The organism is Pseudomonas sp. W15Feb9B (genome assembly GCF_000828175.1).
Taxonomy (GTDB): domain Bacteria; phylum Pseudomonadota; class Gammaproteobacteria; order Pseudomonadales; family Pseudomonadaceae; genus Aquipseudomonas; species Aquipseudomonas parakoreensis.
In genome coordinates, this window is the sequence record NZ_JTKF01000056.1 from 1 (window position 1) to 22,407 (window position 22,407).

General features: G+C 61.9%; 20 protein-coding genes. 5 read left to right on the forward strand and 15 right to left on the reverse strand.

The genetic code is table 11. The annotated features are described in order from the left end of the window. Positions 1–488 (reverse strand): Hcp family type VI secretion system effector (locus OC71_RS24185; RefSeq protein WP_041074166.1); only part of this gene is annotated, 488 nt, incomplete at its 3' end. Between the two features lie 407 nt (positions 489–895). Between OC71_RS24185 and OC71_RS24190 the strand changes: the two genes are divergently transcribed. Then, entirely contained in the window at positions 896–1,573 is a 678-nt protein-coding gene (locus OC71_RS24190; protein WP_041074133.1) for a type 1 glutamine amidotransferase domain-containing protein, read from the forward strand. Between the two features lie 109 nt (positions 1,574–1,682). On the opposite strand, the gene OC71_RS24195 is transcribed toward OC71_RS24190, so the two are convergent. The 6 genes from OC71_RS24195 to OC71_RS24220 form a co-directional block, all read right to left on the reverse strand. After that, positions 1,683–3,071 carry a VOC family protein gene (locus OC71_RS24195; protein ID WP_041074135.1) on the reverse strand — a complete coding sequence of 463 codons (1,389 nt, stop codon included), beginning with the start codon at positions 3,069–3,071 and terminating at the stop codon, positions 1,683–1,685. An 88-nt stretch (positions 3,072–3,159) separates the two neighbouring features. Beyond that, entirely contained in the window at positions 3,160–4,380 is a 1,221-nt protein-coding gene (gene glcF, locus OC71_RS24200) for a glycolate oxidase subunit GlcF (RefSeq protein ID WP_041074137.1), read from the reverse strand. A 2-nt stretch (positions 4,381–4,382) separates the two neighbouring features. After that, positions 4,383–5,432, reverse strand: a complete 1,050-nt coding sequence (glcE, locus tag OC71_RS24205; RefSeq protein WP_041074139.1) for a glycolate oxidase subunit GlcE — start codon at positions 5,430–5,432, stop codon at positions 4,383–4,385. After that, positions 5,432–6,931, reverse strand: a complete 1,500-nt coding sequence (glcD, locus tag OC71_RS24210) for a glycolate oxidase subunit GlcD (RefSeq protein ID WP_041074141.1) — start codon at positions 6,929–6,931, stop codon at positions 5,432–5,434. Before glcD ends, glcE begins: the two co-directional genes overlap by 1 nt. 184 nt (positions 6,932–7,115) lie before the next feature. Further along, a complete protein-coding gene (locus tag OC71_RS24215) occupies positions 7,116–8,042 on the reverse strand; it encodes an alpha/beta fold hydrolase (RefSeq protein WP_041074143.1) in 927 nt (308 codons plus the stop codon). A 21-nt stretch (positions 8,043–8,063) separates the two neighbouring features. After that, the gene (locus OC71_RS24220) at positions 8,064–9,515 is read right to left on the reverse strand and encodes an NAD(P)/FAD-dependent oxidoreductase (RefSeq protein ID WP_041074145.1); all 1,452 of its coding nucleotides are present in this window, start codon (positions 9,513–9,515) and stop codon (positions 8,064–8,066) included. A gap of 172 nt (positions 9,516–9,687) precedes the next feature. Here OC71_RS24220 and OC71_RS24225 point away from each other — a divergent pair, with 172 nt between their 5' ends. After that, positions 9,688–10,761: a diguanylate cyclase gene (locus OC71_RS24225; protein WP_041074147.1), complete on the forward strand. Its 1,074-nt coding sequence runs from the start codon at positions 9,688–9,690 to the stop codon at positions 10,759–10,761. A 142-nt stretch (positions 10,762–10,903) separates the two neighbouring features. Then, positions 10,904–12,139, forward strand: a complete 1,236-nt coding sequence (locus OC71_RS24230; protein ID WP_041074149.1) for a M20/M25/M40 family metallo-hydrolase — start codon at positions 10,904–10,906, stop codon at positions 12,137–12,139. A 280-nt stretch (positions 12,140–12,419) separates the two neighbouring features. Here OC71_RS24230 and OC71_RS24235 read toward each other — a convergent pair whose 3' ends face one another. The 8 genes from OC71_RS24235 to OC71_RS24270 form a co-directional block, all read right to left on the reverse strand. Next, positions 12,420–13,289: an oxaloacetate decarboxylase gene (locus OC71_RS24235; protein ID WP_007968750.1), complete on the reverse strand. Its 870-nt coding sequence runs from the start codon at positions 13,287–13,289 to the stop codon at positions 12,420–12,422. Between the two features lie 185 nt (positions 13,290–13,474). Further along, on the reverse strand, positions 13,475–14,509 hold the full coding sequence (gene astA / locus OC71_RS24240) for an arginine N-succinyltransferase (RefSeq protein WP_041074151.1): 1,035 nt from the start codon (positions 14,507–14,509) through the stop codon (positions 13,475–13,477). 61 nt (positions 14,510–14,570) lie between these two features. Then, entirely contained in the window at positions 14,571–15,587 is a 1,017-nt protein-coding gene (locus OC71_RS24245) for an arginine N-succinyltransferase (RefSeq protein WP_041074153.1), read from the reverse strand. Positions 15,588–15,706: 119 nt separating this feature from the next. Further along, entirely contained in the window at positions 15,707–17,056 is a 1,350-nt protein-coding gene (locus OC71_RS24250) for an APC family permease (RefSeq protein ID WP_041074155.1), read from the reverse strand. 85 nt (positions 17,057–17,141) lie between these two features. Continuing rightward, the gene (locus tag OC71_RS24255) at positions 17,142–17,894 is read right to left on the reverse strand and encodes an N-formylglutamate amidohydrolase (protein ID WP_041074157.1); all 753 of its coding nucleotides are present in this window, start codon (positions 17,892–17,894) and stop codon (positions 17,142–17,144) included. Beyond that, on the reverse strand, positions 17,878–19,209 hold the full coding sequence (locus OC71_RS24260) for a glutamine synthetase (protein WP_041074159.1): 1,332 nt from the start codon (positions 19,207–19,209) through the stop codon (positions 17,878–17,880). Before OC71_RS24260 ends, OC71_RS24255 begins: the two co-directional genes overlap by 17 nt. Beyond that, positions 19,206–19,850, reverse strand: a complete 645-nt coding sequence (locus OC71_RS24265) for an isochorismatase family cysteine hydrolase (protein ID WP_041074161.1) — start codon at positions 19,848–19,850, stop codon at positions 19,206–19,208. The genes OC71_RS24260 and OC71_RS24265 overlap by 4 nt, the downstream gene beginning before the upstream one ends. A gap of 2 nt (positions 19,851–19,852) precedes the next feature. Next, positions 19,853–20,707 (reverse strand): MurR/RpiR family transcriptional regulator, encoded by an 855-nt coding sequence (locus tag OC71_RS24270; protein ID WP_041074163.1) that lies wholly within the window; start codon positions 20,705–20,707, stop codon positions 19,853–19,855. A 311-nt stretch (positions 20,708–21,018) separates the two neighbouring features. Here OC71_RS24270 and OC71_RS24275 point away from each other — a divergent pair, with 311 nt between their 5' ends. Further along, positions 21,019–21,609 carry a histidine phosphatase family protein gene (locus OC71_RS24275; protein WP_177327931.1) on the forward strand — a complete coding sequence of 197 codons (591 nt, stop codon included), beginning with the start codon at positions 21,019–21,021 and terminating at the stop codon, positions 21,607–21,609. After that, entirely contained in the window at positions 21,609–22,364 is a 756-nt protein-coding gene (gene cobF, locus OC71_RS24280) for a precorrin-6A synthase (deacetylating) (RefSeq protein WP_041074164.1), read from the forward strand. Before OC71_RS24275 ends, cobF begins: the two co-directional genes overlap by 1 nt. The last annotated feature ends 43 nt before the right edge of the window (positions 22,365–22,407 follow it).

Sequence of the window (22,407 nt, forward strand, 5' to 3'; positions counted from 1 at the left end):
GAACCCGAAGTACCGGATACTTCGTGGGTCCAGGTGATTTTGCGGTAGGTGAACTGCACTTCTTCCAGGTGGGTGAAGTGCGAGTTGCCTGGATCCTGGCAGTTGTGCATTTTGTTGTTGATGGCGACGATGATCGCGTCTTCCAGTTTGGTGGTGTAGTAGTGCTCTTGAGTACCTTGAGCAGAAGTACGGTACCACTGGATAACGATTTCGCTCATGCGCTCGCCGGAGGTCAGAGCAGCTTGCAGCAGAGGCGAAGCCTTGTCGTAGACCTTGGTGATGATCACTGGCTTGTGAACGCGCTGACCGGTTGGCTGACCGGATTGTGGGTCACGCGGGATGATCACGTCGTGGCTGAACGCCTGAACCATGACCTGGTCTTCGTGGCCTTCCTGGTAGGTGTTGCCAACGGAGTCGGCGGTGAAAGCGCCGGCAGTGATCAGGCCTTGTTTTTCGCCGGTAACCGACATGTACGCTGGTGTTGCCATGGGGTGCTCTCCTTGCGGATAAATTTAGGGTGCCCGGGAGGCGAAATCGCCCGGTGGGTGCCTGACTGTTATCAAGGAGCGTGCCAGGTTTGTCGAAGGGCCCGGCAGCCGGGGGTGAAGCAGCTCTAGTCTGCGTTATGACCGATGTTTTTTGCTGAATCGAGGTGGAAAGTGCGCAACTTCTTGCGCAGTACTGCGCAAGAAGTTGCGCACTCGGCTGCGGGCCACGTGCCTCAAGGCCTACAGCGCGATGATCAGTCTTTTTCGCCGAGCGAGTGCGCAAGAAGTTGCGCAGTAAGGCCAAGTGCCAGCGTCGAGCGTTTGAAACGATCCACCCAGCGCGACGGTCAATCACTCACGACTGCGCCGCAGGCGTCTGAACATTCCCCACCGCGAGTGAGAACGACATGAAAATCCTGATGGTTTTAACGTCCCACGATCAACTGGGTGATACCGGCAAGAAAACCGGCTTCTGGCTGGAAGAATTCGCCGCGCCGTATTACGTGTTCAAGGATGCCGGCGCGCAACTGACGCTGGCCTCGCCCAAGGGCGGCCAGCCACCGCTGGACCCGAAAAGTGACGAGCCCGATGCGCAGACCGCCGCAACCGAGCGCTTTCACAAGGACTCCGCCGCCCAGTCGGCACTGTCCTCTACGGTCAAACTGGACACGGTGAAGGCTGCGGAATTCGATGCCGTGTTCTATCCCGGCGGCCACGGCCCGTTGTGGGACCTGGCTGAAGACCGCCATTCGATTGCGCTGATCGAAGCGTTTTACAACAGTGGCAAACCCGTGGCGGCGGTGTGTCATGCGTCCGGGGTGCTGCGCCATGTCAAAGGTGCGGACGGTCAGCCGTTGGTCAAGGGTAAGCAGGTGACTGGTTTCAGCAACAGCGAAGAAGATGCGGTGCAGTTGACCAACGTGGTGCCGTTTCTGGTGGAGGACGAGCTCAAGGTCAAAGGCGGGATTTTCTCCAAGGGCGCGGACTGGTCGAGCTACACCCGTGAGGACGGATTGCTGCTGACCGGGCAGAATCCGGCGTCGTCGGAAGAGACAGCGTTCGCGCTGTTGTCGCGGTTGCGCTAGAAGCAACATTTGATTCTGTGGCGAGGGAGCTTGCTCCCGCTGGAGTGCGCAGCGCTCCCAAAACCTGAGCCGCTTCGCAGCCCAGCGGGAGCAAGCTCCCTCGCCACAGTCAGAACAGTTTCAAGCCCAAAACCTGAGCACACTCCTCAATCGAACGCCGCTGCGTCTCGGCATACAACCCCAGCTCATCAATGGTCGCACGCCCCAGCGCCTGTTCGAATGCCTGGCGGTTCGAGTGTTCGCCATAGTGCGTCTGCGCCGCGTCCCCAAGGTTCGACTGAAAAATCCCCGCCGCACTCACTGGCAGAAAATCTTCGTACACCAACGGTTCAGCTTTCACATGGCCTTCGCGGAGCAAATCCTCCAGCGATGTCGATTTGAGGCTAGCCGCTGCCAAGCCTTTTTCCGTGGGGAAATAGCGAAAATACGCCAGCTCCTGTTCACGCATGCCGTCGACGCTGTCCGGAAATTCGCCAAAGTGTCGGGTCATCAGCGTGTTGTAACGTGCGGCGTTGCCTTCGTTGGGAAAGTCGCCCAGTTCATCGCGCGCGGCATTCAGCAAGCGGTCATACAGCGCTCGGCCTTTGGGGGTCAGCGCCGCACCGCGTTGTTCGATTTCGCCGAAACGCGCGCTGTGGCTACCACGAGTCTCGTGCTGATCGGTGAAAGCGATCGGCTCGTCCAGCGCCTTGAAACTGGTCTGGCGCAACAGGATCGGGCACTTGCGGCGTGGCGGGCCTTCGATCACTGCTTTGGGGGTGATGCCGTGCACCGGCATTTGCGCCTGGACAATATCGATGTCCAGCGTGCGTGGGGTCAGGTGATTGATGTGCGGGCCTTTGAACGCCACCACATCGGCGATCAGACGGTGCTGGGCGCTGAGGGTCTGGTACTGCGCAGCGGTGACAGTGGCGCTGTGATGCCAGCGAAAGGTTTCCAGTGCCTGTAGGACAAATTGCGCCGCGTCCTCCTCATTCAGCCCACCGGCTGACTCCGCCCGCTCGATCAGCTGCAAGGCAGCAGGGGTAAAGATCGAACGCCGGTTCAACACCGATTCGGCAAAACCGCGCAACTCTGGATCTTCGATCAGCTCCAGCCGCAGCAACGAAGTGAACACCCGAAACGGGCTGACCTGCAGCGCCGCTTCATGCACCGCGCGAAACGCCGTGGAGTGCACCGGCACACCCGCCGGGGTCAGGTCGTAGTAGCCCACCGGTTGCATGCCCATCACCGCGAACAGGCGCGCGAGGGTCGCGAGCTCTTTGCCGGTGCCGACGCGGATCGCGCCGTGTCGCTCCATGTCCAGGCGCTCGATTTCACCGGTGCTGTCGAGCTGCCGTGCGAGGTCTGGCTGGGCGGCCAGCACTTCACGGTTGGTCTGTTCCACCAACTCCATCAGCGCGCCGTACAACGGCACTTCTTCGCGGTACATGTCGGACATCGCTTTGGAGAAGCGTTGACGGATCAGGTCGGGGCTGACGAAAGGCTGCACGGTCATGAAAAAAATTCCTGCCACGGTCACGTAAAGGATGGAGGAAAAGATCGCAGCCTTCGCCGACGGCGGCAAACGAAGAATCCTACGAACTTCATTCTGTCAACGACTGATCCACCAGTTCGATCCAGTGCAAAACCTGCGTGCGTCCGGCGCCGGCCAGATGATTCTGGCAGCCGACGTTGGACGTGACGATCAGCTCCGGGCGCCCGCTTTCCAGCGCATTGAGGCGGTTATCGCGCAATTGCCGGGCGAGGGTCGGTTGCGTCAGCGAATAAGTGCCGGCCGAACCACAACACAGGTGACCGTCCGGCACTGGGGTGAGATTGAATCCAAGGCGGCTCAGCAGCGTTTCGACTGCGCCGCCGAGTTTCAGCGCATGTTGCAGGGTGCAGGGGCAATGCACGGCGATCCGCCGCTGGCGGGCGGCGCACACTTGCTCCAGCGGTTCCTGAGCGAGCAGTTGCACCAGATCCAGCGTTCGCTCACTGATCTGCCGCGCCTTGTCGGCGTAGCGCGGATCCTGCGCCAGCAGATGCCCGTAATCCTTGATGAACGCGCCGCAACCGCTGGCCGTCTGCACGATGGCTTCCGCGCCGTTTTGCAGGTGCGGCCACCAGGCGTCGATGTTCTGTCGGGCGCGCTCGAGGCCTTTGGCCTGGGCGTCGAGGTGATAGTCCAGCGCGCCACAGCAACCGGCCTCGGTCACCGGCGTGACGCTGATCCCCAACCGGTCCAGCACTCGTGCCGTCGCGTCGTTGGTGTTCGGCGACAGGCCCGGTTGCACGCAGCCTTCGAGCAGCAACACCCGCCGCACATGGCATGGGGCGGGGCGTGAGCCGGACACTGGGGCGCGTTGCGGCAATTTGCTTTCGAGGATGCGCGGTAACAGCGGCCGGAACGTCGTGCCTACCCGCAGCAGTCCCTTGAATACGCCCGGATTCGGCGCCAGTGCACGCAAGCCCTCGCGCAACAAGCGCTGGGCGGCAGGTCGCGGCACGGCCTGATCGACCACCGCCCGCCCGATATCCAACAGGTTGTGATAGTCAACACCGGAGGGGCAGGTGGTTTCGCAATTGCGGCAGGACAGGCAGCGATCCAGATGCAACTGAGTCTGCTCGGTGGCCGGCGTCCCTTCGAGCACTTGTTTGATCAGATAGATGCGTCCGCGTGGCCCATCGAGCTCATCACCGAGCAACTGATAGGTCGGGCAGGTGGCGTTGCAAAAACCGCAATGCACGCAGGTGCGCAGAATCTTTTCCGCCTCGGCCGCACGCGGCAGTTGTCGGGATTGTTCGCTGAGGGTGGTCTGCATGGCTAGAACTCCGCGTACATCCGGCCGGGGTTGAACAGCCCTTGCGGGTCGAGTTGCGCCTTGAGTTGCTGGTGATAACGCATCAGCGTGCGCGGCAGCGGCTGGAACGGTGTGTCGCTGGCGCCATGGGTGAAGCAGGTGGCATGGCCACCGAGTTCCTGGGCGAGAATCTGAACGTGCTCGTGATCGGACTTCAGCCAGCGTTGCGCGCCGGCCCAGTCGATCAACTGCTGGCCGGGCAATTCTTGCGGCCCGAGATTGTTCGGCAGCGACAGGCGCCACAGCGGCAGGCCTTCGTCGAAAAAGCTCAGGCGTTGCTCGTTTAAATCGCGCCAGAACACCGAGTCGAGCGGCTCGCCGCCGAGTCGTTGATGCGCGGCGGTCACCGAGCCTTCGCCGCCCTCCAGGCGCAGGTACAGGCTTTGCCCGTCATGGCAGGCGCCGCTGATCGGCAACGGTTGCTGACCCCATTCGGCCAGCCTGGTCAGCGCTCGGGTGCAGTCGATATCGAGGCGGATGCTCAGGCATTGACGCGGTTTCGGCAGGACTTTCAGCGAGACCTCGGTGAGCACGCCGAGACAGCCGAAACTACCAGTCAACAAGCGCGACAGATCGTAGCCGGCAACGTTTTTCATCACCTCGCCACCGAACCGCAGGTGCTCGCCGAGGCCAGTGATGACCCGGGTGCCGAGGACGAAATCGCGCACCGAACCTGACCATGGCCGCCGTGGCCCGGACAGCCCGCTGGCAATCATCCCGCCAACGGTGGCACTGTCACCGAAGGCCGGCGGTTCGCACGGCAGCATCTGCCCGGCAGCGTCGAGCGCCGCGAGCAACTCGCGCAGCGGCGTACCGGCGCGCACGCTGACCACCAGCTCGGTCGGTTCATAGCGCACGATGCCGCAGTGCGCGCGAGTGTCGAGCACTTCGCCGGCCACCTCGCGTCCCAGAAACGCCTTGCTGTTGCCACCCTGGATTTTCAGCGGCGTGGCGTTGGTCCGGGCCTGATTGACCTGATCGAGCAGGGCGCCGCTGGCGTCGACGTCAGCCATCAGAAGCGCTCCAGTTCGGGGAATGGCAGTTGTCCGGCGTGAATGTGCATGGCGCCGAATTCTGCGCAGCGGTGCAGGGTCGGGATGTTCTTGCCGGGGTTGAGCAGGCCTTGCGGGTCGAACGCGGCTTTGACGGCGTGGAACAGGGTCAGCTCTGCGCTGTTGAATTGCGCACACATCTGATTGATTTTCTCGCGTCCGACGCCGTGTTCGCCGGTGATGCTGCCGCCGACCTGCACGCACAGTTCGAGAATCTTCCCGCCCAGCGCTTCAGCGCGATGCAGTTCGCCCGGTTGGTTGGCGTCGAACAGGATCAATGGGTGCATGTTGCCGTCGCCGGCATGGAACACGTTGGCCACGCGCAAGCCGTATTCGGCGCCGAGGCGCGCGATGCCTTGCAGCACGCCGGGCAATTCGCGACGCGGGATGGTGCCGTCCATGCAGTAGTAGTCCGGCGACAAGCGGCCGATCGCCGGAAAAGCGTTTTTGCGTCCGGCCCAGAAGCGCACGCGCTCGGATTCATCGCGGGCCTGGCGCACTTCGCTGGCGCCGGCCTGAAGCATGACCTCGCGGACTCGCAGGCAATCGTCGTGGACATCGGCTTCGACACCATCGAGTTCGCATAGAAGAATCGCTTCGGCAGCGACCGGGTAACCGGCGTGGATGAAATCTTCGGCGGCGCGGATCGCCAGGTTGTCCATCATCTCCAGGCCGCCGGGAATAATCCCCGCAGCGATGATGTCGGCCACCGCGCGGCCAGCCTTTTCCACCGAATCGAAGCTGCCTAGCAGCACCTTGGCGACCTGCGGTCTGGGCAGCAGTTTGACCGTGACTTCGGTGATGATCCCGAGCAAACCTTCGGAGCCGGTGAACAGCGCCAGCAAATCGAAACCCGGGGCATCGAGGGCCTCGCTGCCCAGCGTCAGGCGTTCGCCTTCGATGGTCAGCGCCTCGATTTTCAGCAGGTTGTGTACGGTCAGACCGTACTTGAGGCAATGCACGCCACCGGCATTTTCCGCGACGTTGCCGCCGATCGAACAGGCAATCTGCGACGACGGATCCGGCGCGTAATACAGGCCGAACGGCGCCGCCGCCTGGGATATCGCCAGGTTGCGCACCCCGGGTTGTACCCGTGCGGTGCGAGCCGCCGGGTCGATGTGCAGGATGTTGTTGAACCGCGCCATCACCAGCAACAGGCCGCTTTCCAGCGGCAGCGCGCCGCCCGACAACCCGGTGCCGGCGCCACGGGCCACCACCGGCACATGGTATTGATGGCAGAGCCTGAGCAGGGTTTGTACCTGATCGAGTCGCCGGGGCAGCGCCACCAGCATCGGCGTGGTGCGATAGGCCGACAGGCCATCGCATTCGTACGGCTTGAGTTCGTCTTCGCGCCACAGAAGGTCGAGATCCGGGAGGGCGTGCTGCAGGGTTTTGAGCAGCTCGGCCTTGTTCACTTCCGGTAGCGGGCCGTCGAGGCGTTCGTCGTAGAGAATGTTCATTCCGACCTTCCGAATCTTTGTCGCCGGGACGGTTTTTTGTGGCGAGGGAGCTTGCTCCCGCTGGGCTGCGCAGCAGACCTGAGATTGGTGCCGTGTCGAGGCAGGCAAGTCGCTTTCGCTGGATCAGGGCCGCTTCGCGCCCCAGCGGGAGCAAGCTCCCTCGCCACAAGGACTGTGGTGGCTGTCATCGCTGACTGCCCAGAAACTCCCGATACAACCGCGCAGTATTCCCCGGTTGTTCGACCATCGGCATGTGCCCGACACCGTCCCACACTTCGACCCGCAGATTGGCGATGCCCTTGCTCCACACCGGCACGCTGCTGACGTCGATCAAACGGTCCTTGCGCCCCCACAGCAGCAGCGCCGGGCATTTGATTTCGGCCAGTTTCGGTTCCATCGGCGGGCTGGCGCGAAAGTCGCGGAAGATCTCTTCCAGCTCATCACGCTGGCGTTGGTAACGCTGGGCGATGGCGTCCAGCACCAGTCCGGGTACCCACGGTGGCGAGGCCATGGTCATCGCATAAAACTGGCGGAATTCTTCCCGGGAGTTGATCAGGAACGGGTTATGTCCACGGGCCAGATGGCGTTCCATGTCGCTGGCCTGCGGTGCGGTGACGCCGGCCGGGTCGATCAGTGCCACTGAGGCAATCCGGTCCGGGTAGGTTGCCGCCAGCCACGCTGCGATGTAGCCGCCCATCGAGTTGCCGATCACGTGGACTTTCTCCACGCCGCACACGTCGAGCAGCTGGATCATGCGCTTGGCCTGCAGCGCAATGTCATAGCCGCCGCCGGCCTTGAAGCCGGTTTCACCGTGGCCGGCGATGTCCGGAATGATCACTCGGTACTGGCGGACAAAGTGCCTGGCGAAGCGCAGCCAGAGGTTTTTCTCGGCGCTGTAGCCGTGCAGCATCAGGATCGCGCTGGCGGCTTCATAGGGCCCACCTTGCCAGGTCGAGACGGTCATTTCGGCAATCGGCACTTCGATCTTGTGCAACTTGTACATCCTGGCCTCGAGCGCCGTGCTCAGGTCATATAGCCAATGGCCGATCGCCGGATAACTCAACCAGCTCCAGGCCACGAAAACCGCGAGAGCGACAAACAGCACAAGCATCGACGTCTTCCTTTTACGTGTTCAGGACAGAGTGTGGTCAGCCGGTTTCAGCGCCCGGGTCAACCGGTAGTAGCTGAAACTGAAGCCCGGAAATATCGCGATCACATGACCGCTCTTGCTTTGATACCAACTGTGACAGCCGCCGGACTTCCATACCGTGCGCTCCATCTCACGGTGGATCATTGCAGTGTAGGTACGTTCCGCGTCGGGGCGCACTTCGATGCTGCGCAGTCCTTTTGCCTGCAGGGTGTGGATACAGTCGAGGATGTAGTTCATCTGCGCCTCGATGATGAACAGCGCCGAGGTATGCCCGATGCCAGTGTTGGGCCCGGTGACGATAAACAGGTTGGGAAAGTCCGGCAGGCTGGTGCCCAGATAGGCGCGCGGGTATTGCGCCCAGACGTCCTTGAGTTGCACACCGTCCTTGCCGGTCACCGGATAGGAGACCACGCCGTCGGTGGCGTCGTAGCCGGTTGACCAGACAATCAGGTCGACATCGATGTGCTGGCCATCCTGGGTGACGATGCCGGTTTCATCGAGCGCGGCGATGCTTTGCTCGCGGCTGTGCAGGGTGACGTTGGGTCGGGTCAGCGCCGGGTAATAGGTGCTGGAAAGCAGGATGCGCTTGCAGCCGATGGTGAAGTCCGGGGTGAGTTTTTCGCGCAACAGCGGGTCCGGCACCTGTTGCTTGAGAAAGCGCAGGGCCTGGCGCTGGACCAGGTGAATCGCCGGTTTCGAATATTTGAAGGCGATGACCCGCGTTTCGAATTGCCAGTAAAGCAGCCAGCGCAGCAGCTTGTAGGCCGGTTTTACCCCCAGCAGCCAGCGCTGAAAAGGCCCGAACCGACGATCGGCGCGCGGCAGCACCCAATGTGGTGTGCGCTGGAATACATGCAGTTGTGCGACCTCGGGGGCAATTGCCGGAATGACCTGCGCGGCGCTGGCGCCGCTGCCGACGATGGCCACGCGTTTACCGCGGTAGTCGTAGCTGTGATCCCAATTGTTTGTATGAAAAGTCTTGCCCTGAAAGCGATCCTGGCCGGGGAAGGGCGGGATCACCGGTTGGCTCAATGGCCCGGAGGCGTTGATCACGAACTGCGCGCAGAACATCCCTTTGTCAGTGTGCACCGCCCACTGCCTGGCGGCGTCATCCCATTCGATGCGTTCGACGTTGGTTTGCAGTTCCACGCGTTCGCGCAGGCCGAAGCGTTCGATGACGTGTTCGGTGTATCGGTGCAGTTCAGGCTGGGCGGCAAACATCTGCGTCCAGCGGTACGGCGCGAAGGACAGCGAGTACAGCGGTGAGGGCACATCCACCGCTGCGCCGGGATAGGTGTTCTGGCACCAGGTGCCACCGAAGAACGCCCTTCGTTCCAGCAGGCGAAAATCGTCAATGCCGGCCTTGAGCAAATTGACCGCCGCACATTGACCGCCAAATCCGCTGCCGATGATCAACACCTGGTAGGTCCGCATGGGTCTCCTTCTTATAGTCGTTTCAGCGTTTTCATCCTTTCAGGTATAGCTAAAAATTCGCCGAGTGGGAGCGGGCGGCTGGGCGGTGATGGCTATTTAACGGCTGGCTGATAGACTCCCAGCACATCGGTCTGACGGTGTGCGCAGGTTCCGTTGAGTGGTCGAGGCCCTTATGCGAAACAAGGGGGGAAAGGGACTTTCACTGGCCAGGAGGCTTTATACATCGCGAACCCTCGGCCTGGTGCTGGGGTTGTTGTGCGTGGGCGTGGCGATGTACCCGCTTGACCCGCCGCCGTGGGTCTGGGCACTGATGCTGTTCAATGGCCTGGTCTGGCCGCATCTGGCGTTTCAATGGGCCCGTCGCTCCAGCGTTCCCTACCACGCTGAACACCGCAATCTGTTGATCGACGCGTTTATGGGCGGCTTCTGGGTCGCCGCCATGCAGTTCAATCCGTTGCCCAGTGCCACCACTGTTTCGATGATGGCGATGAATAATGTCGCCATCGGCGGCTTGCGTTTTCTCGCGGCGGGCCTGGCGGCGCAGGTCCTTGGAATCGGCGTCGGCCTGGTGGTGTTCGCCCCGGCGTTCATCCCGCCCACCTCACCTTTACAGCTGTATGCCTGCCTGCCGTTGTTGATGTTGTACCCTTTGGCGCTGGGCTGGATCTGCTTTCGCCAGGCCTACACGCTGGGCCTGCACAAGCGTGAACTGCTGGCCCTGAGTCGCACCGACAGCCTGACCGGTCTGCTCAACCACGGCGCCTGGAAGGATCAACTGGACATCGCGTTTCAACGTTGCCGTCGACAGCAACAGGGCGCGGCGATTGCGTTGATCGATATCGACCACTTCAAGTCGATCAATGACACGTATGGGCATGTGGCGGGTGACATCGTCCTGCGCCAGTTGAGCAAAATGCTCAAGCAGAACCTGCGCGCTGCGGATATTGCCGGGCGCTACGGCGGCGATGAGTTCTGCGTGATTCTGCCCGACCTGCCGCTGTTCAATGCCGCGCAGGCCATGGAAGCCTTGCGCGAACGTTTCGCCACCCTGGGTTACGAGCAGAACCCGGCGCTCAAGGTCAGCCTGAGCATTGGTCTGGCGGCTTATGATCCGGCGCATGGCGACGCGACCCGCTGGCTCAATGATGCGGATCAGGCGCTGTACGAGGCCAAGGCGACCGGGCGCAATCGGGTGATTTGCAACAGTGACGACCTGCCGAAGCAGGAACTGCTCGATTCGGTCTGACTGCTCACCACATTCACCTGTGCGAGCCGGCTCGCTCCTGGAAGTGTTCGGTGTCGGCGGCTCGGGTGTCGCATCCGCTATAGAGCCTTGCGTCGATGTCAGGTACGGTTTGAATCCCCCGACGCGAAACAAGGATCGATTCATGACGTTCTCATTTCCCCGCTCCCTGCTGGCCGCCACCCTCGGCCTGTCTCTCGCCTTCAGCGCTGCCGGTGCCTTTGCCGAACCGCACAAGCAAGTGCTGGCCGATGCCGAGCAGTATCAGCCTGAAGCCCTGAAACTGCTGGAACGGCTGGTCAACATCGACTCCGGTTCCGGCTATGAACCGGGCCTTAAACACGTCAGCGAGATCGCCATCGACGAGCTGAAAAAACTCGGCGCCACCATCGAGCTGGTGCCCAATACACCGGAAAAAACCAACCACGTGCTGGCCACTTTCAAAGGCACCGGCAAGGCGAAAATCCTCTTGATGGCGCACATGGACACGGTGTTCAAGGAAGGCTCCGCCGCCGAGCGCCCGTTCCACATCAAGGACGGCCGCGCCTACGGGCCGGGGGTGATGGACGACAAGGGCGGCATCGTCGCCGGGATCTACGCACTGAAGATCTTGAAGAACCTCGACTTCAAGGACTACGCGCAAATCACCTTCCTGCTTGATGCCAGCGAAGAAACCGGCTCGGACGTCGCCACCGACCTGATCAAGAAAACCGCCAAGGCCCACGACGTGACGCTCAACCTCGAACCGGGGCGTCCGGCCGATGGTCTGGTGGTGTGGCGCAAAGGCAGCGCAACGGCGCTGGTCGAGGTCAAGGGCAAGGCTGCGCACGCGGGCGTTGCGCCGGAGCTGGGACGCAACGCCGCGATGGAAGCGGCGCACCAGATTCTGCAATTGGGCAAACTCGGCGACGAAGCGAAGAAAACCACGATCAACTTCACCGTGCTCCAGGCCGGCGACCGCACCAACGTGATTCCCGATCACGCCACCGCCAAGGCTGACGTGCGCGCGGCCGTGCCGGAAGAATTCGACCGGATCGAGAAAGACCTGGCGCGGGTCTCTCAGGACAAGCTGATCGCGGAAACCGAAGTCACCACCAGCCTCAAACGCGGCTTGCCGCCGATGCCGCAAACGGCGGAGTCGGATCGCTTGATGGCGATGGCCCAAGGGATTTACGGCGAGATCGGCCGCAAGCTGACCGAAGAGGGCAGTGGTGGTGCGGCGGATGCCAGCCTGTCAGCCGGCGTGGGCACGCCGACGCTGGACGGTTTCGGGATTGTCGGCGGCAATATTCATACGCCGGAGGAGTACGCCGAGGTGGCGAGCGTGACGCCGCGGATTTATCTGTTATCGCGGATGATCATGGAACTGGCCAAGCGCTGACTCCCTCGGATTGGCGGTGCTGCAACTGACGCCTTCGCGAGCAAGCTCGCTCCCACAATGGATCTGTGCCGAACACCACTGCTGTGTTCACTGAAGATCCACTGTGGGAGCGGGCTTGCTCGCGAAGGCGGCGGGTCAGGCTAAATGGGTGTTGAATGTGCTGACGTCATCGCGAGCAGGCTAACTCCTACATGGGATCTGTGTTCAACACCCATGCTGTGCTCACTGAAGATCCACTGTGAGCGAGCCTGCTCGCGAAGAGGCCAGTCCTGACCGCAGCTTATTCCTTGACGCTCATGTATTCCTTCGCCCACAGAATGTAGTCCTCTGGCTGGGTGTAGGTGTGCGTCAGTTCGGTGGCACTCAGGTCCGAAGCCTGGGTGAAGATCTGGCGTTGCTCACGCAGGCTGTCGTAGGTGGCCTTGATCGCCGCGAAGTACGCGCCGTGACCGTCGATGGTTACGCGCACACCGAGTTCGGCCAGACGCTTGTCATCACGCAACGCCGGGTTGCCGTAGGTGACCAGCATCAGCGGTACCGTCAGGTGTTCGGCAATTTGCTCAAGCTGATCGAAGTCCTGCACGCCGACCATGCAGATGCCGTCGGCACCGGCGGCCTGGTATTGCTTGGTGCGGCTGATGATTTCCTGGTTCGGCAGAATGCCGGCGTTGGTGCGGGCGATGATCGCCATTTCCGAATCGACCCGGGCTTCCAGCGCTGCACGGATCTTGCCGACGCCTTCGGCAACCGAGATCAAGTCGGTGGATTTACGGCCGAATTGTGCCGGCAGCAGCGTGTCTTCGATGGTCAGGGCGGCGACGCCGGCGCGTTCCAGTTCGACGATGGTGCGCATCACGTTGAGAGCGTTGCCGTAGCCGTGGTCGGCGTCGGCGATCACCGGCAGCTGAGCGACGCGGCCAATGCGGGTGGCTTGCTCAGCGAACTCGCTGAGGGTGATCAAGGCGAAGTCGGGAGCGCCCAGCACCTGCAACGAGGCGACGGAGCCGCCGAGGATCCCCACTTCAAAACCCAGGTCTGCGGCGATGCGCGCGGACATCGGGTCGAACACCGAGGCCGTGTGGTAGCAGGTGTCGGAAGCCAGCAATTGACGGAAGTTACGGCGCAAATCTTGATGGGAAAGCCTGGTCATACGAGTTCCACCAATACAAAGGAATGGAACGGCTTGAGCAAAGGTGTCAACGCCGAAGAATGAAAAGGCTATCACGCGAATGGGTCAAGGTTCATGACGAATTTGCAAGTGAGGCGTTGAGCACGGGTGCAAAGGCTGAAAGGTTTCATCTGCAATCAGCGGATTTCCAGTGTCAGGGCCGGCGTTCAGGCCGCGACTGCATGTTGCTGTTGCCTGGGCAGCAGCACGGCGCGGACCGAATTGCCCGGCTGCAGTTGCAGGCGCTTGGCGGTCAGGCGATCGACCACCAGGGTATTGCCGACCAGACGACCGGGGGCCACGGTGATGCGGCAGTTCTCCAGGCGACGGTTGTGAATCAGCCATAAGGGGGCCTGATCGTCCGGCGTGCCGAGGCTCAGGGTCAGCGCCTGGCTGTCGCGCACGGTACGAATGCTGCCGATCGGCGCTTCGATCACCGGGCCGCCGTCGAAGATGTCGATGTAGCCCTTATGTACAAAGCCTTCTTCGCGCAGGATCTTCAGCGCCGGCTCGGTATTGGGATGTGGCTGGCCGATGGCCGCTTGTGCCTGTTCGGTCAGCATGCAGGTGTACAACGGCTGGCGTGGCATCAGTTCGGCGATGAACGACTTGTTGCCCAGGCCCGACAAGTGGTCGGCGTGGCTGAAGTCCATCTGGAAAAAGTGTCGGCCCAGACTGTCCCAGAACGGCGAACAACCGCGTTCATCGGCACTGCCACGCAGTTCGGCGATCATCTTCTCGCCAAACAATTGCGGAAATTCAGCCACGAACAGCAGGCGCCCCAACGACAGCAGCCGGCCGTTGCTGCCATGACGATGGTCGTGGCTGAGAAACAGCGAGCACAGTTCCGACTGGCCGGTCAGCTCATTATTGAGAAACAGCGTGGGTATCTGCCGGGAAATGCCCAGATCCGCTGATGAACTCACGGTCAACCCGACGCGGTAGTTGTACCACGGCTCGCGCAGGCCAACCGCGCCGGTCAGGGCGCTGACACCCACCACGCGCAGATCGTCGTCTTCGAGCACGAACAGGTAGTCGGCGTCGGCCCGTTCCACCTGCTCGGCGAACGCACGTTGCGCCCAGCGCACCCGGTGAGCGAGGCGGTCTTCATTGGCCGGCAGGGTGGTGAACCCGGGGCCGGCCTGCTGCACCAGAGTCATCAGCGCTGGCAGGTCGCTGACTTTGACCGGACGGACGATCATGCGGTAACTCCTTGTACGCGCCTGTTCGGGCACTGTCGTTGGGTGTGCAACCGGGCGCCGTTCACAGGGCTGTCAGCCTGATCGTGCTGCCATCGGTGACCTTCAGCGCCGTGCACAGGGCTGGCGTAAGGGACAGCGGTTGATCGGGCTGGTAATCCAGTTCGGCGACGATGGCCCGGAAACCGTGCAAGGCGTCGTTGCTCACCAGATAGCGTCCCCGAGCGTCGATTTGTGCTTGCTGGCGCACGGTGGCGGTCTGGCTGCGGGCGATCGAACGGATGTTCGCGGTGCGCGCATACAGGGTCGGGCCGGCGTCGAACAGGTCGATGTAGCTGTTGGTTTCAAAGCCTTCGCGTTCAAGGATGTCGAACGCTTCCTGGCCGTCCGGGTGAATCCGGCCGATGCATGCCTGTGCTTCCGGGGGCAGCATCGGTACGTAGATCGGGTATTGCGGCATCAGTTCGGCGAGAAACGTGCGGCTTTGCAGACCGCACAGGCGCTCGGCCTCGACGTAGGGCAGGTCGAAGAAATGCTTGCCCAGTGCATCCCAGAATGGCGAATGACCGTTCTCGTCGCTGTAGCCGACGATTTCGGTGATCACCGCATCGGCGAAACGGGATGCGTGAGCGGCGATGAACAGCAGCCGCGCCCGCGACAGCAGTTCGGAAAAAGCGCTGCGCACCAGCGCATTGTCGATGTGAAAACCGCGCAGCAGGGTGTGGTCGTTGAGGTCGTGACACAGCGACAGCGCCGGCACCCCGTGCTCGATGTTCAATTCCCGCGAGGCACTGGTGAAGTGGCGGTTGCGCAGGCTGTAGAACGGTTCGTTGAAACCGGCCGTGGCGAGGATCTCCGAGCAGCCGACCAGCCGCCGAGTGTCGAGGTCTTCCAGCACGAAGAAGTAATTCTCCGGGCCTTGCGCCTGAATGTCTTTGTCGAACGAGGCGCAGGAACCGGCGATTTTTTCACGCAGGCGTTCGCTGTCGTCCGGCAGCGACGTGACGCCGACCAGACTGTCGCGGGCCAGTTGCTGCAATTGCGGCAGGTCGGTTGGCTCGACTGGGCGTAAGACCAGCATGGATGTACTCCTGTATCAAAGGGTCCGGTGATCCGCACCGAACCTGACTATCACTGTCGGTTGCCACGCTTTAAAGCGGCGGTCGCCTGATTTGTTGTCAGACGCCGCTCTTTTTCTTGTCAGCCATTACTCGGGTCAGGCAACGCACTGCTGGCGCCGAGCTTGTTCAGGAAGAACAGGTACACCAGACCCAGCGCGATCCAGATCAGGCCGAGTTTCTGCGCATCGACGCCCATGTTGTACATGATGGCGGCGACGATGATGAAGCCGATCACCGGGCAGATCAGATGGCGCACGACCTGGCCGGACTTCTGCCGACGCCAGTAGTAGTTGATCACTGTCAGGTGCAGCAGCATGAAACCGCTGAGGGCACCGAAGTTGACCAGCGAGGTCAGGGTGTCGACCGAATTGATGAACAGGTAGCAGATCACCAGCGACAGCAGCGCCACCAGATAAATGCTCAGGTACGGGGTGTTGTGCTTCGGGTGCACCTTGGCCAGCACTTTCGGCAACTTGCCGTCACGGGCCATGCCGAACAGCAGGCGCGACACCGCGGCTTGCGAGGTGATTGCCACGGCAACGCCCCAGGCCAGAGCAGTCGCCACACCGGTCAGCGTTGCCAGCCAGCTGCCCGCCGCGATTTCGGCGATTTCATAGAACGCGGTGTCGGCGGACTTGAAGCCCATGCCGGCAGCGAGGTCGGTGGCGATCCAGGTCTGTACGACGAAAATTGCGCCCATCACCACCAGCGTGATCAGCGCCGCCCGACCGACGCTTTTGCCCGGGTCGCCCTTGATTTCTTCAGCGAGGGTCGAGATCGCATCGAAGCCGAGGAACGACAGCACCGCAATCGACACCGCTTGCATCAGCAGGGCGAAGTTGAATGTTTCCGGGTGATACAGCGGCGCCAGGGTCAGCTCGCCGTTGCCGCCGCCGTTGTGCAGGGCATTCCAGGCGTAGAACAGGAAAATCCCCAGCACCACCAATTGCGCCAGCAGGAAGATGATGTTCATCCGTGCGGTGAAGGTGATGCCGCGCAGGTTGACGAACGTCGCGCTGACCAGGAACGCCAGAATGAAGCCGACTTTCGGAATGTCCGGATAAAGATGGTTGAGGGCCATCGCCGCGTAGACGTACAGCAGCGGCGGAATCAGCAGGTAGTCGAGCAGCATCAGCCAGCCGGCGAGGAAGCCGACGTGTTGGTTGAGGCCGCGTTGCGCGTAGGAGTAGACCGAACCTGCAATCGGAAATGCCCGCGCCATGCTGCCATAGCTCAACGCGGTGAACAGCATCGCCACCATGCCGATGATGTAGGCCAGCGGCACCATCCCGGGCGCCTCGGCATTGACGTAGCCATACACGCCAAACGGGGCGATGGGGATCATGAAGATCATTCCGTACACCACCAGATCGGTCAGTGTCAGGCTACGTTTCAACTCCTGTTTGTAGCCGAACTCTTCTATTTCCATGAAGCGCAACTCCTTGTCAGCCTATCCGGCGTTTTTAGTTGTTATGTCGGTCCATCGTTTACCGCGTTATCAATCTTTGCATTCGTTACAGCAGCGGTGCCAGGCGCTCGGCCCACAGCGAAACCGCTTCCGGGCTGCGCAGCAGATCGTTGCGCACCTCGATCAGCACCGACTCCAGTCCACGGGCATCGCCGTGCACTGGCACGGTCATGTCCCCCAGCGGATCGATCCGGTACGGCTGGTTGCCCGCGACCTTCAACGGGTGCTGGCCGAGGCCGTCGATCAGCCGTTGTGCATAGGCGCTGGCCTGGCCGAACAACACGCCGACTTCCAGCGGGCGCGGCTGGCCGTAATACACCGGGGTAAAGCTGTGAATCCCCACCACCCGTACCGCTTGACCCTGCGCGACGCGTTGGTCGATCAGGGTTTGCAGCCGGGCGTGAAACGGTTTGAACAGCGTCTGGCGCCGGTACTCGCGAGTGGCTTCGTCCAGCTCGCGATTGCCGGGCACCTGATAAATCTCGCTCTGTGCCGGAATGCTGTCGGGGGCATGCCGGGGCCGGTTGAGGTCGATCAGCAACCGTGAATAGTTGGCGCTCAACAGTGTCGCCCCGAGCACTTGCGAGAGCTTTTCAGCCAGTTGCAAGGCGCCGATGTCCCAGGCGATGTGCTCGCGCGCGGCTGCATCGTCCAGGCCCAGATTGTTCAGGGCCTCGGGGATGTAGCGGCTGGCGTGCTCGCACACCAGGATCAACGGATGCGATGAATCTTCGCGGCTCAGGTTGTAGACCGGGCGGGTATACAACCCCAGCTCGGCGGATTCAGTACAGGCGTGCATAGTGCTCACACAGGTCAGCGGGCGAGAGCTGTTCCGTCAGCGCCAGTTCCTCGGTTTTAAGGGCGTGGTAAGTGTCGAGCAACGGCTTGGGCAGCCATTGGTTGAAGGCTGCACTGTCACGCAGGCAATCCAGCGCCTGGGCCAGCGAGGCGGGCAGGGCAACGATGCCCCGGGCCTTGCGTTGCTCGTCGTTGAGTGAATCGGGAATTTCGTCAGTGATCGCGTTCAGCGCCAGACGCTGTTCGATGCCCAGCCGTCCGGCGATCAGCAGCGCGGCCATTGCCAGGTGCGGCGAAGCGGTAGCGTCCATGGCGCGGAATTCGAGGTTGTACTGCGCCGCCACGGATTTGCCGCCCAGGCTCACGGTCGGACAAATGCGCAACGCCGCTTCACGGTTCTGCTGCCCCAGACACGCGTAGGACGCGCTCCAGTGATGCGGCTGCAGGCGTTCGTACGACACCGGCGTCGGCGCGGTGAATGCACACAGCGCTGGCAGATAATGCAGAATCCCCGCCGCCCAATGCTGGCCAAGGGTCGACAGACCGTTGCTGGTGCCGGCGTCGTAGAGCAGCGGCAGACCTTGCAGGTCGAGCAGGCTGACGTGCAAATGCACGCCGTTGCACACCGCATCGGCCTTGGTTTTCGGCGCGAAGCTGACGTCCAGGCCCATTTGCCGGGCGATTTCACGGGTGATCTCGCGCACATTGACCGCACGGTCCGCCGCTGCCACGCCACAGGTCGGGCGGCAGGTGATTTCGTATTGATGCTTGCCGTATTCCGGCAGAAACATCTCCGGCTCGACGCCACCGGCACGCAAGGCGCTGAGCAGCCAGCCGCCGAACTCGGCGCCCTGACGCTGGGCTTCGAGGGAAAACGCCAGGTGTTCGGCGAAGCCGGCATGCAGGTTGAATTCGTGTTCGAACGCCGCGTTGACCTGCAGGCCGAGGTCGTTGCGATAACGTTCGATTTCATCGCGCAGCAGCGTGCGCGGACAGGCACTCCACGGGCGGCCATCGGTTTCGCGAATGTCGCCGTGGATGAAGTCCAGCGCCGGCGCTGCGGCATCCGGGCCGTTGCCGACGGTGACGCGGCTGCTCAAGTCAGGGATCAGCCGCAAATCGCCATACGCGCCCCACGGGTTGGTCGAGGCGATGATGTCCTGCGGCGTCAAGGCACTGTTGGCCGGCACCCAGCCGCAACCGGCCGCTTGATAATGCTCCAGCTGATCGGTGGGAAACGAACGGCCACGGGTGATGCCGATCAGGTCAGTGGTGACGATGGTGGTCATCGGCAACGGCGTCAGGCGCTCGCTCATGGGCGCATCTCCTGCAACCTGCCGAGCACGGTCTGCGTGTCGGTGATCCAGCAGTAGCCCTTGATCGCATTCAGGCAGGCGTCATGTCGCGCCGGGGTGTAGGTGGCGCAGGCGTCTTCGACCAGCGTCACCAGATAACCGCGGTCGGCGGCATCACGCACCGCCATGTCGACGCACTGGTCGGTGACAATGCCGGCGATGATCAGGTGGCGGGTTTCGAGGTTGCGCAGCACGTAATCGATGTTGGTCGAGTTGAACACCCCGGACGAGGTTTTCGGCAGCACGATTTCGTTTTCTACCGGGGTCAGGTCGTCGATGATCCGCGCCTGTTGACTGCCTTTGGGCAGGTGCATGTCCGACAGTTTGTGATCCAGCGAGCGGTCGCGACCGTCGGCGGTCAGGCTTTCGATAATGGTGTGCAGCACATTCTGCCGCGCTTCGCGAAAGGCGCTGAGCAAGCGGCGCTGGTTGGGCACCACCTGCATGTGGGTGCGGGTCAGGAAATACTCGGCGTCCGGGCCGTTCAGGTGCGGATCGAACTGCGGTTCGAGCCAGGCACGCTGCATGTCCACCAGCAGCAACGCGGTGTGATCGGTGACAAACGGCAAGTCTCGCGGCGAGCGGTGGGGAAGACTGAACATCCTTATTTATCCTCCAGCAAGTGGGTGTTGAACTCGTTGCGCAGGGCGTCGATGCCTTCCAGGCGATCGGCCAGATCGGGGCTGCGCAGGGTCAGGCAGGCAATCAGTGCTTCGACCTGGGCCAGCGCTGGCACCATGGTGTCGAACGGCGAAGCCGATTCCACCGGGGCACTGATGATCAGGTCGGCCAGTTCGCGCAGCGGTGAGGCATAGATGTCGGTGAACAGCACCACCCGGGCGTTGCGGCTTTTTGCAGCACTGGCCACGCGCAAGGCCTGGGTCTGATAGCGGCGATAGTCGAACAGCAGCACCACGTCCTGGCGTTGCAGATCGAACAGGCGGTCGGGCAGTTGCGCGTTGTCTTCCAGGGCAAAGCAGCCGGGGCGCAGCAGGCGCAGGTGATTGAGCAGGTAGTTGGCCATCAGGCTGCTGAAGCGTCCGCCGAAGCAGTAGATCTGGTGCCGCGTATCGAGCAGCCAGTCGAGCAGAATGCGTACGTCTTCGGGCTGGGTCAGAACCTGGGTTTCCACCAGCAGGCGTTGGCTATCGGCCAGATAATGGCCCCAGGCGTCGTCCTTGTTCAGGTGCGAACGCGGTTGCAACAGGGTGCGCGGCGAGCGCAGGCGGTGGTCCATGTCGCTGAGCAGGGCGTCCTGGAATTCGGCATAACCGCCGAATCCGAGCTTCTTCACCAGCCGCACGATGGTCGGATCGCTGACGCCGGCGTGTTCGGCCAGACGCGCCATCGGACCCAGGCCATTGCGTGGATACTGGTCGAGCAGGGCGCGAATCACTTTGCGCTCCGACGGCGTCAGCTCCAGGCCGGGATCGGTGATCAAGTCTCTAAGAGGGGGCATCCGGGCTCCTGCTGGATGAGGGGGTGTTGAATTTGTTTCATAATCCGTTAAAACAGTATTTATGTAACTCAGGTTACATGTCTAGTGAATTTTTTGCGGTAGGAATTCACTGTTTAAATAACCTCAAAGAGCTGTGTCACAAGGGCTACACCGATGTCCTCGACACCTGTAGTCCATTGCCTATTAGTGTGTGAGACATTGCCGTTTTTGTACGCTCGCCGGGGTAACGTCCTAGCTCGCGAGGTCCCCCGAGCCGCCCGGTTTTACGGCACAATTGCCGCAAAACCGGCGGTTTGCCGCCGATTCAACCGATGTTCAGCGAGTGCAACCCTGTGCAATCCACCTGTTTGACATTGATCTGCCACGCTCGAACCGTCGCACAGAAATTGTCGCGTTTTCCTACGAACGAGCCTGTTGAAAATCCGCCATCAGGGCTCGGTGCGTTGGCCACACAACTCGCCAGCGCCGGCCGTCTGCTGTGCGGGCCGGAATTGCGTACGCGCCAGACCGCCGAGTGGTTCGGTGCGGCGCCGCAGGTAGACGAAGCGCTGCGCGATTGCGATATGGGGCGCTGGCACGGACAAGCGATCAAGGATCTGCAACTGCGCGAGGCCGAGGCTTTGCAGGCATGGATCAGTGATCCGCAGGCGGCACCCCATGGCGGCGAGTCGGTGACGCAATTGGGCGAACGCGTGGCGGCGTGGCTGGCCAGCCTGCAAGGCACGCCGGGGCCTATCGTCGCGATCACCCATCCTTTCGTGGTGCGGGCTGCATTGATGCAGGTGGTGCAGGGCGTAGCGTTCAACGCGATTGATGTTGAACCGCTGTCAGTCGTTGAACTGCGGTTCAACGGGATCTGGCGGCTACGCTTGCCGAGTAGCGTTCGTGTGGGAGCACAGTGATGAAACGACTGCTGGTCATCGGCATCGGCGCCGGCAACCCCGACTACATCACCCTGCAGGCGGTGAAAGCGCTCAACCGGGTAGACGTGTTTTTTCTGATGGACAAAGGCCCGCGCAAGGACAAACTGATCGATCTGCGTCGCGACATCTGTGAGCGCTACATCACCGATCCAGCCTATCGCTTCGTCGAGGCTCACAGCCCGGAGCGTGAGCGTGGCGACGTGGACTACACCCGCGCGGTCGAAGATCTGAACCGTGCAAAGCAGAAAACCTTCGAGCGGCTGATCAATCAAGAATTGGCTGACAACGAATGCGGCGGTTTCCTCGTGTGGGGCGACCCGGCGCTGTACGACAGCACGATTCGTATCCTGCAGGCGATTCTGGCGTCAGGCCGCTGTGCGTTCGAGTTTGAAGTGATCCCCGGGATTACCAGCGTTCAGGCACTGGCCGCGCAGCATAAAGTGCCGTTGAACAGCATTGGCCGGTCAATCGAAATCACCACGGGCCGGCGTCTGGCGGCGGGGCAGGTGAGTGACACGGACAGCCTGGTGGTGATGCTCGACGCTGAAGATTCCTACCGCCATGTGGCGGATCAGCAGACCGAGATTTACTGGGGAGCATACCTGGGCACGCCAGATGAGCTTCTGATCAGCGGCAAGCTTGAGGATGTTGCGGATCAGATCGAGCGCACGCGCAAGGCGGCGCGGGCCGAGCATGGGTGGATCATGGATACCTATCTGTTGCGCAAGCCTTGAATTGTCGGGTGTCGATGCGGGCCTCATCGCGGGCAAGCCCGCT